This window comes from Micromonospora sp. NPDC003944 (genome assembly GCF_053605225.1).
This window is the reverse complement of record NZ_JBSGIV010000020.1, coordinates 62,029-76,002: the sequence shown is the minus strand read 5'-3', so window position 1 is coordinate 76,002 and position 13,974 is coordinate 62,029. Positions and strand designations below refer to the sequence as shown.

12 protein-coding genes are annotated in these 13,974 nt (G+C 70.8%); 7 read left to right on the top strand and 5 right to left on the bottom strand.

The annotated features are described in order from the left end of the window. The first annotated feature begins 176 nt into the window (after nt 1-176). Genes ACWER9_RS12940 through ACWER9_RS12930 form a run of 3 tightly spaced genes read left to right on the top strand, consistent with a single transcriptional unit; the run spans nt 177 to nt 1,894 of the window. On the top strand, nt 177-1,205 hold the full coding sequence (locus ACWER9_RS12940) for a hypothetical protein (protein ID WP_452302006.1): 1,029 nt from the start codon (nt 177-179) through the stop codon (nt 1,203-1,205). Continuing rightward, on the top strand, nt 1,192-1,740 hold the full coding sequence (locus ACWER9_RS12935) for a hypothetical protein (RefSeq protein ID WP_452302005.1): 549 nt from the start codon (nt 1,192-1,194) through the stop codon (nt 1,738-1,740). The genes ACWER9_RS12940 and ACWER9_RS12935 overlap by 14 nt, the downstream gene beginning before the upstream one ends. After that, nucleotides 1,727-1,894 carry a hypothetical protein gene (locus ACWER9_RS12930; protein ID WP_452302004.1) on the top strand — a complete coding sequence of 56 codons (168 nt, stop codon included), beginning with the start codon at nt 1,727-1,729 and terminating at the stop codon, nt 1,892-1,894. Before ACWER9_RS12935 ends, ACWER9_RS12930 begins: the two co-directional genes overlap by 14 nt. Here ACWER9_RS12930 and ACWER9_RS12925 read toward each other — a convergent pair. From ACWER9_RS12925 to ACWER9_RS12915, 3 genes are all read right to left on the bottom strand, one after another. Continuing rightward, nucleotides 1,878-3,185: a glycoside hydrolase family 6 protein gene (locus ACWER9_RS12925; RefSeq protein ID WP_452302003.1), complete on the bottom strand. Its 1,308-nt coding sequence runs from the start codon at nt 3,183-3,185 to the stop codon at nt 1,878-1,880. The genes ACWER9_RS12930 and ACWER9_RS12925 overlap by 17 nt on opposite strands. A 234-nt stretch (nt 3,186-3,419) precedes the next feature. Continuing rightward, nucleotides 3,420-4,373 carry a cyclase family protein gene (locus tag ACWER9_RS12920; protein WP_452302002.1) on the bottom strand — a complete coding sequence of 318 codons (954 nt, stop codon included), beginning with the start codon at nt 4,371-4,373 and terminating at the stop codon, nt 3,420-3,422. Between the two features lie 100 nt (nt 4,374-4,473). Continuing rightward, complete coding sequence (locus ACWER9_RS12915; protein WP_452302001.1) at nt 4,474-5,349, bottom strand: DUF1963 domain-containing protein; 876 nt, start codon at nt 5,347-5,349, stop codon at nt 4,474-4,476. Between the two features lie 188 nt (nt 5,350-5,537). On the opposite strand from ACWER9_RS12915, the gene ACWER9_RS12910 reads away from it, so the two are divergent. The 3 genes from ACWER9_RS12910 (at nt 5,538) to ACWER9_RS12900 (ending at nt 9,215) form a co-directional block, all read left to right on the top strand. After that, nucleotides 5,538-6,725 (top strand): amidohydrolase family protein, encoded by a 1,188-nt coding sequence (locus ACWER9_RS12910; RefSeq protein WP_452302000.1) that lies wholly within the window; start codon nt 5,538-5,540, stop codon nt 6,723-6,725. A gap of 222 nt (nt 6,726-6,947) precedes the next feature. Next, entirely contained in the window at nt 6,948-8,594 is a 1,647-nt protein-coding gene (locus tag ACWER9_RS12905) for an RICIN domain-containing protein (protein WP_452301999.1), read from the top strand. A 96-nt stretch (nt 8,595-8,690) separates the two neighbouring features. Continuing rightward, complete coding sequence (locus ACWER9_RS12900; protein WP_452301998.1) at nt 8,691-9,215, top strand: hypothetical protein; 525 nt, start codon at nt 8,691-8,693, stop codon at nt 9,213-9,215. Nucleotides 9,216-9,272: 57 nt separating this feature from the next. Here ACWER9_RS12900 and ACWER9_RS12895 read toward each other — a convergent pair whose 3' ends face one another. After that, nucleotides 9,273-10,538 (bottom strand): prolyl oligopeptidase family serine peptidase, encoded by a 1,266-nt coding sequence (locus ACWER9_RS12895; RefSeq protein ID WP_452301997.1) that lies wholly within the window; start codon nt 10,536-10,538, stop codon nt 9,273-9,275. Nucleotides 10,539-10,703: 165 nt separating this feature from the next. Next, nucleotides 10,704-11,300 carry a hypothetical protein gene (locus ACWER9_RS12890; RefSeq protein ID WP_452301996.1) on the bottom strand — a complete coding sequence of 199 codons (597 nt, stop codon included), beginning with the start codon at nt 11,298-11,300 and terminating at the stop codon, nt 10,704-10,706. Between the two features lie 117 nt (nt 11,301-11,417). Between ACWER9_RS12890 and ACWER9_RS12885 the strand changes: the two genes are divergently transcribed. Next, nucleotides 11,418-13,733 carry a tetratricopeptide repeat protein gene (locus ACWER9_RS12885; RefSeq protein ID WP_452301995.1) on the top strand — a complete coding sequence of 772 codons (2,316 nt, stop codon included), beginning with the start codon at nt 11,418-11,420 and terminating at the stop codon, nt 13,731-13,733. Nucleotides 13,734-13,974: the final 241 nt, after the last annotated feature.

Sequence of the window (13,974 nt, the reverse complement as noted above, 5' to 3'; positions counted from 1 at the left end):
CGGGTGATTGCCGGCGGACCGGTCCGGTGAGCGTATGTGCGTTCGCAGCGCCAGTGGTCCACGTCGATCGAATTTGAGCATTCCTTGAGCCGCCCGACGGCCTGTCCCCCGACGGAGGGAGAGCTTCCCCTTCCGTCGGGGAGGACGGCGGATTCCCCGCAAGCGATCGTGGGTCCATGACTGTCGTAGAGGTGCCGACCCGGTCCAGACCGTGGGCGCTGGCGTGCGTCGTGTTCGTCGTCGCCGCGGTGACGCAGCGGCTGTACTGGATCGCCGGTGGCCGGTGGGGGTACACCGCCTGCGACCGCACCGAACTGGTCGACCCGAGCGGTGGGTGCGGTGCGGACCAGGTCGTGGCGGTGCCGTTCTGGTCGGGGTGGGGTGCGGTGGGAGTCGGCGTCGCCCTCGCAGTGGTGCTCGTGTGCATTCTCCGGTTTCCGAGCAGGTGGGCGACCTTCGCCGGCTGGGCTGCGGCCGCGCTGCTCCTGGTGGTCGCGTTTCCGCTGCACCTGGTCTTCGAGATCCCGGCGGCGCTGGCGGGACGGCCATCGGACTGGCGTGACCTCGGAGCCCGGCTCGTCCTGGTGGCCGGTGGCATCCTGTTCGCCGGGCTCGCGAACGCCTCCGGGCCCCAGCGCGGGCCGTCCACCGTCGGCTACCGGCCGGTGCCGCGATGGACACGCCGCTGGGCGTACGTCGCCGTCGCGCTGCCCGTGGTCGGCTGGGCCGTGCCCCACGGGCTCTGGGTGCTCGGCGTCCCGTTCGGTATCTCCGAGCGGGAACTGAACGACATCGAGCGGAACCTGTCCACGCCGACGGCGGTGGCGATCACGCTGCTCCCGCCGCTCGCCGGCCTGCTCGCCCTCGGGCTGGTCCAGCGGTGGGGGCAACAGTTTCCGCGCTGGGTGCCCGTACTACACGGTCGACGGGTCCCCAGACGGCTGGCGGTGATCCCGGCCGCCGTGGTGGCGCTCACGCTTGTCACCTACGGCGTGCTGAGCACTGCGGTGCTCGTCGGCGAGCTGGCCGCGGGCGAATCGCACTGGTCCGACGTGGCGGACGGATGGGCCGTCACGGCCACCCTGCTGGTGTTCCTCGGCTGGGGAGTGTCGTTGGCCGTCACGACCACCGGCTATGCCCACGCCACCTCGACCGGAGCCGCCCCGACCGCAACCCAGGACGGGAGCGTCCATGAGCCTCGTTGACTCTGCCCGCGTCTCGACCGCCGCCCCGCCGCGCTGGGCGATCGGGGCCGCCTACGCTGTCCCGCTCTGCGTCCTGCCGTCGGCGGCCTGGCGACTGACGTTGGTGTTCACCGACGATGCCGTCACACCGTGGTACATGATCTTCTTGTCCGCGCTGTCGATGGGGTTGGCCCTGCTGACGCTCGGTCTGGTGCACCGATGGGGACAGCGGGTGCCGCACTGGGTGCCACGCATCGGGGATCTGCACATCCCGGCGCGGCCGGTGGTGCGCGTCGCGCTGATCGGCGGCTGGTTGCTCGTCGCCATCTGCGTGTACGTCCTGCTGAACCAGAGATTCCACCTCGTGCAGAGCGGGTGGGTGGGGATCGGCGGGGACGAACCGGCGCACCCACAGCCGGGCTGGGAGGTGTTCCGTTACTACGCCCCGATTCTCGGATGGGGGCCACTGGTCATCGCCGTGGCCACCGATTACGGCCGGCGCGCATCCGTACAGGCACGAGACGACGACCGAGCCCACAATCGTGTGCGGCGGTGACGGTGGCAGCACCACCTGCGGAGGCAGCGGCTTCTTCCTGGGCTGGCTCGCCCTCGCGACCGCCTACCGGGACAAGGACTTCGGCCTGTGGCTCGCCTCTGACGACGGGTACGTCGACGAGATGCTGACCCGGCCCGTCATAGAGCTGGGGTGAGCGGCGGCCAGGCATTGGCAAGCAGCTGACTGAAGTGCGCCGGGAACCACTCCCCCAGCGGCGGAGCGCCAGCTGTCGCACCGGTGTCGTACACGGAACCGCGGGGCGGCACGTAGTTCGGGTCGCACATCGGCTCGTACGGCTGGCCCGGACTCGGGCTGCCGCTGCTGCCGTCGGACTCGCCCGGGGGCTTGACCCAGACGTAGGCGTCGATGCCCGGTTCCGGTTCCGCGACCGGACGCTGACCGAGGCCGGCACCCCTCTGGTTGCACCAGTTGCCGACCGCTGCCCGCCTGTCGATCCGGCTGCCGTCGACGTAGCGGTTGAGATCGCCGGAGGTCGCCGGGCCGGTGGGTCGGTTCGGGCCGCCCCAGCCGTTGCGTGAGGTGTCGACGACCACGCCCGCGTCCGGGGAGAAGCCGGCGTCGGTCAACAGTCCCCGCAGGTGTCGCACGTACGGCACCTCGTCGATGAACGGGTTCCAGTCGACCCACTTCGACTGCCGCACCGGCTGGCCGTTGATCACGTCGTCAGCGCGGAAGTGCTCCTCGTGCAGGACCGAGTAGTTGGCGGTGTTGGCCACGAAACCGTGGACGTCGGCGACAGTGCTGCCGGCGCTTGTCGCTACCTGTGCCAGCAGCGCCGTCAGCGGGCCGGAGTCCTCGGGCCAGCCGACCTCGAGGTGGTGACTGATGTCGAGGTACGAGTAGACGTTGGGCAGGGCACCGAGCCGGGCCAGGGCGTACCCGATCCCGTGCTGGTAGGTGCCGCGTGCCAGCACCTCGTCGCAGGCAGGGGTGGCCGCGTAGCGGTTGCCGGTGTTGACCACGAGGTCGGGCAGCGAGTTCGGTTCGACGAAGACGACGATCCGCAAATCGGCGTAGGCGGGCGCGGCGAGGATCTCGACGATCGGGTCGACGAACTCGGCCTGGTAGCGGGCGAGGTCCCCGATCGACAGCTCACCCTGTGGTGCGCGCCGGCCGCAGTCGCGCGCCGGCAGGTTGTACAGGGTCACCTGGACGAGGTCGGCGTGCTGTGCCACGGCGGCGTCGAGGTGCTCACGCAGGCCCATCCTCTCGTCGTCTCCGTCGATCCTGGCGATCCGGTCCAGCCAGACCGCGGTCGGCTGACCGGCGACCGCGTCGCCGCCGGGCTCCGCAGTCGCGCGGTCTGCCCATTCGGGATCGACGTAGACCTGGGCTCCGACGTAGGGGTTGGCCACCCGGTGTGGTGGGTCGGCGGCGCTGGCCGGATCGGCGGCGGCGAGCACCCCCGCGACGAGGACGGACACGGCGGCTGCGAGAACCGGGCGAACGCGGACGGGTCCGCGCTCCCCACGTGGCATGGTCATGGTGGCCGCCCTCTCAGAACCTGGTCCGGCACCGGCCTGCGGCTACGGCCCGGCTGCGCCGAGCGTCCCGCATCGCGACCGTATTCACGCTCTTCGATCCGGCTTCACAGTATGCCGCACTGTCGTCGGATCCGGGGCCCGCACCGTGCGCGGCGCCTACCGCCGCGGCAGCGCTCAGAAAGTGGCGATCGGGTTGACCGGGCTGCCGGACGTGCCGGCGAAGCGGACCGGCGCGACCGCCAGGTGAAAGTCCCACTGGCCCAGCTCGGTAGCCGTCGCGGCGCACGCTTCCAGGTCACAGTTGTCGAGCATCCACAGCCCCATCGCGACGAGGCTCACGGCGTGGACCGGCATCAACACGTCGTCGTACCCGGACGGCTGAACGTCCTGGGGGGTGTCGGCGCCGATCAGCGCGACCTCCCGTTCCTGCAGCCACGGCAGACACGACGCGTGCCAGCCGGCCTGGGCGAAGCCGCTGGCCGGACCGTTCTCGTGCCGGAAACGGCCATAGCCGGTCCGCAGGAGCACCGCATCACCGGGTCGCACCTGCACACCCTGGCGACGTTCGGCCTCCTCGAGATCGTCGGGATACACACCCTCTCCGGGCTCCAACCACGGCACCTCACGGGCCGCCGCCACGTCGAGCAGGACACCACGCGTGACGATCCCGTTCGCCGCCGCCGTGACGGCCGCCCACGCCGAGCCTGTCGCGGGGTCGACGAACGAGTGCGACCGACCGTTGTACATCGCGCCGTCCCAGAAGATGTGGCACGGCGAGTCGAGGTGGGTGAGGGTGTTGCCGTGGAAGGAGATGCCGAGCCGCTCCGACGAGAAGCCCCAGCGCCGGTCGGCGTGGAAGTGCGACGGCATGTTCTCGGCACCCGGCATGTCGGCCGCGCACGGGCAGGTCGTCGTCGACCGCTCCATGTCGCCGGGTGCGGCGACCTCCCATGCGCAGGACACGCTCCTGCCCTGCCGCACGGCTCGCGCCGCCGCCAGCCGGACGTCGTCGGTGATGTGGTTCAGCGTGCCGAGTTCGTCGTCGTCGCCCCACCGACCCCAGTTGGACAGCGTGTCGAAGTAACCGAGCACGTCGTCCTGGGCCGGCGTCGGTCGCCCTGCCGTCATGTCAGCATCGACTCCTCAGGTCACGCGGTTGGAGGGACCGCAGGTCAGGGTAGCCCAACGCTCTCGAGCGACGGCCACGCAGAGCGTTGCCGCCGGTGTCCTACTCACTGAACTCGGTCACGGAGAGCGCCAGGTCCAGTCGACGAGCGGCCAGGTCGTCCCGACGGATCAGGAAACTGCCGTAGTAGAACCCGTCGGCCAGGGGAAACCGGGCGAGCGACATCCACTCGCCCGTCAGCCGCTGCTGTTCCTGCTCCACCCGGGAATACCACTGCGCCACCGGGACGACGATCTCGCCGGCCTTCTCACGCCCGGCGAGGACCTGCTCCGCGATGCTCCTGACCAGCTCGTCGTCGGCATACCCGCCGATGTCGGCGCTGGCCAGCCCCTCGTCGGGCGGCCAGAGGTCGTTGGCCAACGCGCAGAGCTCGTCCAGGTGTGGCAGGTCGCGCTCCAGGTCACGGGCCACCTGCTGCTGGAAGGGCGAGAGGTCGTCCTCGTCCTCGTCGTTCGGCGCGAACCACGGGGGCAACTCCGCGCCGAGCGTGGCGTGGAGGTCGTACCGCTTGCCGACACACCCGGGGTTGGTGGGCTCCTCCGCCACCTCGGTGTCGACGTCGGCGGGTACGTACACGACCCGGGCGTACTCCCGGTCGCCGGTCTCAGCGGCCAGGTGGTCCTCCTCGTGGTCGAGGAAGAAGAGCAGCGAGCCGGACGGCGGCAGGTCGGAGCCGTCGACCCGCGGCAGCGCCGCGCAGTCGACGGAGAAGACGAACGGCAACGGACCGGCCCCGGCGCTCGGCCAGTCCGTTCCCACAGGCAGTCGGGGCAACCCACCGAACTGCCCGACCGGGACGCCGCCGGAACCTCCGCTCAAACGGATCGACAGACGCAGGTGTGCGGTGAACCTGCTGATCTCGTCGTCCGGGATGCCCACCTCGAGCGCGGCACGACCAAACTGTCCCTGGTGATCCATGGACCAGCATGATGCCACGAAGACGTCGACGTGCGGACCTCCGTGGCGAGTACGGGCGGGGTGCTCACCCGGCAGGGGGAGGAGATCCGCTCTGGCGAGGGAGGTCCTGCGCCCTGCGGCGGTGCGATGGTCAGGCCACGACCGACGCCTACCACCGAGCGGGGTAGGTGGGGCCGACTGGGGTGACGATGACGAAGCGTGCGGTGCGGGTGGCCCGGATGTTCGACGGCGAACGGCTTGTCGAGGGTGGAGTGCTGGTCCTCGTCGACGACGGGCGCATCGCCGACGTGCACAGGGGTGGGGCCGAGGTTCCACCCGGCTGGCCGGTACGCGAGGAGTTCGACGGCACCGTGCTGCCCGGTCTGGTCGACGCGCACGTGCATCTCTGCGCCGACGCCGCGCCCGACGCGCTCGGGCGACTTGCCAAGCGCCCCGAGTCGGACCTCGATGCGGTCGTCGAGGCGTCGCTCGGCGCCCACCTGGCTGCCGGTGTCACCACGGTCCGGGACCTGGGCGACCGGCGCGGCGCGGTGCTCCGTTGGCGAGGTCGAGGGGTGCGGGACGACCTGCCCACGGTGGTGGGGTCGGGCGCACCGCTGACAAGCGTCGGCGGGCACTGCTCGTCGCTGGGGGGCGAGGCGAGTGGTGTCGACGGGGTCCGCGAAGCCGTACGCCTGCTGGCGGCGGCCGGCGCCGACCTGGTGAAGGTCATGGGCAGCGGTGGGGTGTTCACCCCGGGCACCGACACCACGAGGCCGCAGTTCACCGACGAGGAGCTGACCGCCACCCTGACCCAGGCTCACGACCTGGGCCTGCCGGTGACCGCGCACGCCCATGCGCTCAGCGCGGTCGAGCAGGCGCTGCGCGTCGGCGTGGACGGCATCGAGCACTGCACCTGCGTGACCTCGGCCGGCGCCCGCGTCCCCGCCGAACTGGCGGACCGCCTGGCCGCCTCCGGGGTGGCGGTCTGCGCCACGCTCGGTACCGACCCGGCCGTGGTCACACCACCGGAGGTGGTGGCCATGGCGGCACGGGCCGGGCTCAGCGAGGCCGCACTGCGGGACGGCGTTGCCACCCTGCACCGGGCCGGGGTCCGCCTGGTGGCCGGTTCGGACGCGGGCCTCGGTCCCGCGAAGCCGCACGGGATCCTGCCCGAAACACTCGTCGAGTACGTGGCCTGCGGCATCCCGGCCACCGCAGCCCTCGCCTCGGCCACCTCGGTCGGCGCCGAGGTGTGTGGCCTGGGACGACGCAAGGGTCGTGTCCGCCCTGGGTTCGACGCCGACCTGCTGGTCGTGGACGGCGACCCGACGAGCGACATCACGGTGCTGCGCCGCCCGCTCGCCGTGTACCGCGCCGGCGAACCGGTGGGATGACGACGTCCGCCGCCGGTCCTCAGGACGCGCGAAGCTGCTGACGGAACCAGGCCCGGCCGGGGTTCACGACAGCCTGGTCGCCGAACACGACGGTAGCATACCTTGACATGTGTCGATGTTAACGCCAACATAAATCCGCCACGCGGCGGAAACGCCACCGTCACATCCCCCTCCTGCGCCTCTCCCCCGGGTTCACCGGAGCACATCCAGCCAGGAGGATCGATGTCTTTCATTGCCACGAGCAGACCGTCGGTGGGTCGACGTCGGCGTAGGGGCCTGGCGCTGGCCATCATCACCACGCTTGTCGGCGCGGTCGGCGCAGTCCTGGTCGGCGCACCGCCGGCAACGGCGGCGACAATCGACACCAACGCCTACTACGTCCTGGTCAACCGCAACAGCGGCAAGGTCCTCGACGTCCGGGACACCTCGACCGCGGACGGCGCGGTGATCCAGCAGTGGTCTCGTAACGACGGCGCGTGGCAGCAGTTCCAGTTCGTCTCCTCCGGCAGCGGTTACTACCGACTCAAGGCCCGGCACAGCGGCAAGGTCGTCGACCTGTGGGAGTGGAACACCGCCGACGGCGCCGACTTCCGCCAGTGGTCCGATCTCAACGGCACCAACCAGCAGTTCCAGGTCCTCGACTCCGACAGCGGCTACGTCCGGCTGATCAACCGCCACTCCGCCAAGGCGCTCGAGGTCTGGGAGCGGTCCACCGCCGACGGCGGCCGGATCAGCCAGTACGCCGACGTCAACGGCCCGAACCAGCAGTGGCAACTGGTCGCGGTCGGCGGTGGCAGCACACCACCGAGCACCGGCTGCGGCAGCGGGTCGAGCAACGCCGAGGCCGTACTCAGCGGCAGCACCTGGACGGCCCGCAACGGCTCGTCGACGGTCTACTCGGGATCCGACATGCTGTCGGCGATGCAGGCGGCGGTCAACTCGCTCTCGTCGGGTCGTACGTCGAAGCAGCGGGTCGTGGTTCGCGGTTCCGGCTCGATGAGCGCGGGCTCCCGGCTGTCCCTGCCCTCGTACACGACCCTGGCCGTGTGCGGCACGATCAATGTGACCGGGTCGGGCTCGGGCGACCAGGCACCTGTGTACTCACGGGGCACCACGGACGTCGAGGTGCAGAACCTCACGCTTACCGGTGCGCCGTTGTACGGGATCTTCATGCGCAACGTGAACAACCTGACCCTCGGGCAGATCGACATGCGGCTCTCCAGCGGGTTGGGCATCCGGATCGACAACCACGGTGGGGATCGCGCGGTCAAGGTGCGCAACATCCGCATCGACACCGTGTACGTGTCGGGGACCGGCACGCACGGGGTGGAGACCTACGGCGTGGACGGCCTCACGATCGGCACCGTCACGGCGCGGAACACCCGGGACTCCGGCCTGCTGCTCAACGACACCATCAACGCCACGGTGGGCACTGTCGACGCGCAGAACGCCGGGGCCGGGACCGGGTACGCGGCGTTCCGGATGGCCAATCGCAACGGCCGGGTGAACAACTCCTATCCGACGAACATCCGGGTCGGGACCGTGATCGCGTCCGGCGGTGGCCGGGGGATCTTCTGCGTGTCCGAGTCCGGTGGCGCGGTCATCGACCGGGTGACGATCTCGAACACGGGGAACAACGCGATCCTGGTGGAAAACTGCTACAACGTCGTCATCGCCGGAGTGTCCGGGACGGTCACTGGCGGTGGTGAGGTGAGGATCGCGGCCCGGAGCGAGTTCCCGATCTCCTCCGGTATCCGGTTCCAGAACCTGACCGTCAGCGGCACCAACATCACCCAGAGCCCCTGCGGTGGGGCCAACAACACGATCAGCAACGTCACCCGGGTGAACTCGACGCTGACGTGGTGTTGACCGGTTGCGGAGCGGCCGCCCGAACCCGGGCGGCCACGCCGGTCCGGACCGGGCGTGGGGTTTCGCCGGCTGGCGCTTTCGGGTAGCGCAGGGTCCATGAACCGCAATCTCGTCAAGGCTCTGCAGGTCGCGTGGGAACTGCCGGAGTTCCGCACCGGGGTACGACACGTCGTCGACCTCGAGGAGATCGCGGGGCTGCTGGCGACGTTGTCCGTCCCGGACCATGACCACGAGGTGGAGCGCAGCCTGCTGAGCCTGCTGCGCTCCGCCCTGGACACGGTCGAGATCCGGGAGGCGGTGTTGCTGCTGCTGGAGCAGGACGAGGTCCGCAGGCCGCTCGTCGCGGCGGGGGTGGAGCCGCTCGCGGACCGGCCCGGTCAGGCGGCGGCAATCGCTTCGGCGGCCGAGGATCCAGCCGTGCGGCGTGAGGTACGGGCGGTGTTGGCCAGCGCCAAGGTGCGCGAGCTGGTCTGGCAGGCGATCGAGACCCAGCTGAACGACAACAGGTTCGGCCTGGTCCGCCGGGCGGCGGTGCTGTTCGTGTGGCACCCGCACGTGCGTCGCCTCGCGTGGGCGGTGCGTCGGCACGGCGTGTTGCGCGAGCTACGCCGCAAGCAGTGACACCTGCCGCGCCGGTGCTGTCGGCGCGGCAGGCTGGTGGGACCCTCGAAGAGGGCATCACCGACGACGGCGGGCCATCCACTCCCAGATGTGGGTGCCGTCGAGACTCGGGGCGTTGCGGGCCACGTAGATCCAGGACCAGTGGCCGGGGAACTGGTAGCCGTTCCAGACGACGTGGTCGTACAGGCTGACAAGCGATCCCGGGATCAGGTCGTGGGCGTGGATCGTGTTGGTCTCGGGTGGCACGGTGTCGTCGTCGAGTGAGGTGACAAGCCAGGTCGGGGTCCGGATGCTCGCCAGCTCCGCGTCGGTGATCAGCGGCGGGCCTTCTCCGCTGAGCGGCTCGACGACGCCGCAGATCGGCACCGACGCGGCGAACAGGTCCGGATAGGCGACGGTCATCTCCAGGGACATGTACCCGCCGTTGCTGCACCCGACCACGTAGATCCGGTCGGGGTCGACCCGCTTGCGGCGGACGAGATCCTGGACGATCTCGCGGATCAGCGGGGCGAAGCGGGGCCCGTCCTCCATCCAGTAGGAGGTGCTCTGTGGAGCGACGACGTACGCGCCGGAGAAGATCCGCTGAGCCTGCGGAGTGGCGAAGCCGAGCGCGCCCCGGTTGGCGCGAAGTGTGGTCTCGTTGTCGTAGTAGTCGTCGGACAGCGCGGCGCCCTCGCCGCCGCCGTGCAGCCAGACGATCAGCGGCCGCCGACCACGCCGGAGCGAGTGGTCGGGAGAGTAGAGCCGGTACTTCAGGCCCGAGCCCGAGACGTGGTAGCTGAAGGTGTCGACCTCGGGGTTGGTCAGCCGCCCCTGCACGAAGCGGGTGATGGTGAGCGGGGCACCGCGACGTCGGACGATCGGGGCGTTCTGCGTGATGGTGTAGACGAGGTCCAGTTGGACGTTGCGGCCCCGGCTCAGGATGTAGCCGAGAGTGCCGCCGCCGGGTTGACCTTCGGCGTGGCTCAGCTCCAGCACGATGTTTCCGTGCCGGTCGAGTCGGGCCGCGGTCACCGTGCGGTCCAGGTCGTACTCGCTGAAGATCAGGTCGCCGGGGGCGATCGGGATCGGGCTGGTGGCCGTGGCGTGCACGGTGAACGTGGCGGGGGTCAGCCCGGCCGGGTCGATCGGCCCGAGCCGGGCGGTGTCGAGGGTAACCGACGTGACCTGCTCACCGCCGTCGAGCGTGTTCGCGTCGAGGGTGAAGCTCACGCTCGTGGGATGGCGGTCACCGGCGTGGGCGGCGGGGCCGGGCAGGGCCAGGCCGATGGCGGCACCGGCCCCACCGGCCAGGACGGTGCGACGAGTGACAGGCATGGACATGCGGGCCCCCGGTCCCTAGCGATGTAGACGTTCGTCTATGCCATCTCAACGTAACGCGGTGGAGATCCGCTGGCAACCTGTGCCACCACGGGTGATCAGGGCGTCCCACGAGCCACTTGGGAGACGCCCTGACCGGTCATGCGGGAGACGCCGCTCCCGGCACCGTCAGCTCAGACGCTGGAACACAGAGAACGGGTAGACCCAGGCGGGGTTGAACATCAGGCCCAGCCGGTGCAGGTACCGCTGGCAGGTGCCCGGCTGCGCGGGGTCGGTGCAGAAGGTCACCCACAGCTCGGAGTAACCATCCTTCTCGGTCGGGCTGTAGTGGACGACCTGGTCCCGCACGACGAACTGCATCGAGGTCAGTCGGGGGTCCTGCACGTCATTGGGGAAGGAGAGGGAGGTGTCCAGGCCGTACAGCACGATCTCGTTGGAGAACAGGCAGACGCTCGCCTGGAAGTACATCTCGTAGATGGTGGTGTAGGTGGCGGTCTCGTAGACCTCCTCGGAGACCTCCTCGCGGTAGCAGGGGGTGCCCGGCGGGAACGCGGGCGGCGTGGGCACCTGGATCGCGTTGGTCGTGATGTCACCCGTGGTGCGCGCCCTGCTCGACGATGTCGCCCGCAGGCCGTTGTCGGCGCAGGCCGCCTTGGTCGTGCAGACTGCGGCGTCGGGCGCCGCCGACGCGGCCGCCGCCGGCACGGTGAGCGTCGCCGCGAGCACGGTCAGGGCCAGGGCCAGAGGCTTGAGATGTACGGACACATGACCTCCAATGATTCGATCAGTGCGCTCTGCACCCGAGCAGGATCGCCGATCGGTGCGCGCCCCTGGCCCGGATTCCGTACACCGCCGTACACTGACGGACGTCGATCGTCGACGGTGGAGGGCAGGGCGCTGGACGCTGCGGGGGCGCACACGTCGGACGACCTCGCCGCGTTGTTGCGGGCGTTACGACGCAGGCACGCCCGCCAACAGGGCGACGCCGAGCTGACCTACCGCGAGTTGGCGGCCCGCACCGGCTGGTCGCACACCGCGATCGCGGAATACCTCACCGGCAAGACGCTGCCGCCCACCGACCGGCTCGACGCCCTGGTGCGGCTCCTCGGTGCCACGCCGGCTGAGCAGGGCGCGCTTGCCACCGCCCGGGACCGGATCGAGGAGAGCCGCCGCCGCGCGCCGCGCGCACCCGACCGGATGACACCCCGGCAGTTGCCCGCCGACGTGGCAAGCCTCGCCGGCCGCGACGACGAGTTGGCCCTTCTGGACAAGCTCGCCGCCGCGCCCACCGCGGTCGTGGTCGCCGCGATCTCGGGCACCGCCGGGGTGGGCAAGACCGCCCTGGCGGTGCACTGGGCGCACCGTGTCACCGAGCGGTTCGACGACGGTCAGCTCTACGTGAACCTGCGCGGCTTCGACCCGCGGGGGCAGGCGCTGACCCCGGCGAAGGCGCTGCACGGCTTCCTGGACGCGCTCGGGGTGCCGGCTGCCCGGGTGCCCGCCGACCTCGACGCCCAGGCCGCTCTGTACCGCAGCGCGCTTGCCGGCAAGCGGGTGCTCATCGTGTTGGACAATGCCCGCGACGCCGAACAGGTCCGTCCGCTGCTGCCCGGCACGTCCACGGCCATGGTGCTGGTGACGAGCCGTAACCAGCTCACCTCGCTTGTCAGTCTCGACAGCGCACACCCGATCCCGCTGGGCCTACTCGGCCGCGACGCGGCCGGTCACCTGCTCACCAGTCGGCTCGGTGCCGAACGGGTGGCCGCCGAGCCGGAGGCCGCCGAGGCGATCATCGCCGCCTGCGCCCGGCTGCCGCTGGCGTTGAGCATCGCCGCCGCCAGAGTCCAGCAGTCCGGCTTCCCGTTGGCCGCCCTCGCGACCGAGCTGGGCACGGCCGGTCAGCGCTTCGGCGTCCTGGACGCGGGCGACGCGGTCGGCGAGGTGCGCGCGGTGTTCTCCTGGTCGTACACGGCGCTCACCCCGCCGGCGGCTGGCCTGTTCCGGATGGTGGGCCTGCACCCCGGCCCGGACATCACCGCGGCCGCGGCGGCGAGCCTGGCCGGTCTGCCGGCGGACGGGACCCGCCGGACGCTGACCGAGCTGACCCGCGCGAACCTGCTCGCCGAGTACCGGCCCGGCCGGTTCACGGCGCACGACCTGTTGCGGGCGTACGCCGGTGAACTCAGCGACGGCACCGACCCCGAGCCGACCCGCAGGGCCGCCACGACCAGGCTTCTGGACCACTACACCCACACCACCCATGCCGCCGACGCCCTGCTGCGTCCACACAGCGACCCGGTCGACCACCTGATGACCCCGCCGGTGTCCGGTGTGCGTCCGGAACGGCCGGCCACCCACGCGGAGGCGATGGCCTGGTTGACCGCCGAGCACCCGGTCCTGCTCGCCGCGCTCCGCCAGGCCGCCGGTGCCGGGTTCGACGTCCACACCTGGCGGCTGGGGCGGGCCCTCGACACGTTCCTGGACCGGCAGGGGCACTGGCAGGACCGCGTCGAGACCTGCCGGACAGCCCTGCTCGCCGCCGAGCGTCTCGGTGACCCGGTCGCGCAGGCGGTCGCGCACCGCTTCCTGGCCGGCGCCTACACCGTGGTCAGCCGGTACGCCGACGCGTTGGGCCACCTGGAGAAGGCCCTCGACCTGTACGTCCACGTCGGGGACGCCGAGGGTGAGGCACGTACGCACCAGAACCTCGCCTCGCTGTGGGACCGGCAGGGCGAGCCGCGCAAGGACCTCGAGCACTCGGAGCGGACTCTCGTGCTGGCCCAGGCCACCGGCCACCGCAGGGCCCAGGCCGACGCGCTCAACGCAGTCGGCTGGTGCCATGCGCAGCTCGGCGAGCACCTCGGTGCGTTGGCGTACTGCGAGCAGGCACTCGACCTTCTCCAGCAGCTCGGCGACCGCGCCGGCGAGGCCGCGACCTGGGACAGCCTCGGCTTCGCACACCACCACCTCGGCCAGTACGGCCGGGCCGTGGAGTGCTACGAGCGCACGCTCGAGCTGGCCCGCGATCTCGGCGACCTGTGGGGCGAGGCGGACACTCTCAGCCGGCTCGGCGACACCCGCCACGCCATCGGCGACCCCACCTCCGGCCGGGCCGACTGGCAGCGGGCACTCGACATCTTCACGGCCCTCGACCACCCGGACGCCGCAGCCGTCCGCGACAAGTTGCGGCGGCACTGATCGCGACCGGTCGTACTCCGGGACGATCTGGAATCGCACCACCGTTCGTTCGCTGAGTCCCATGGGTCCTCGCCTGGCGGTGGCCGAGGGGTACCTGCGGCGGCCGGTCCGGGTGGTCGCAGCAGAGCGTCGTTCAACTTATTCATGACGGGCGTCAGAGATTCTTGACTTTCGATGCCGGGGTGACTGACCATGGCCACCACAGCGGCGTGCGCCCCCACGCAACGGTAGTTCACCCGAA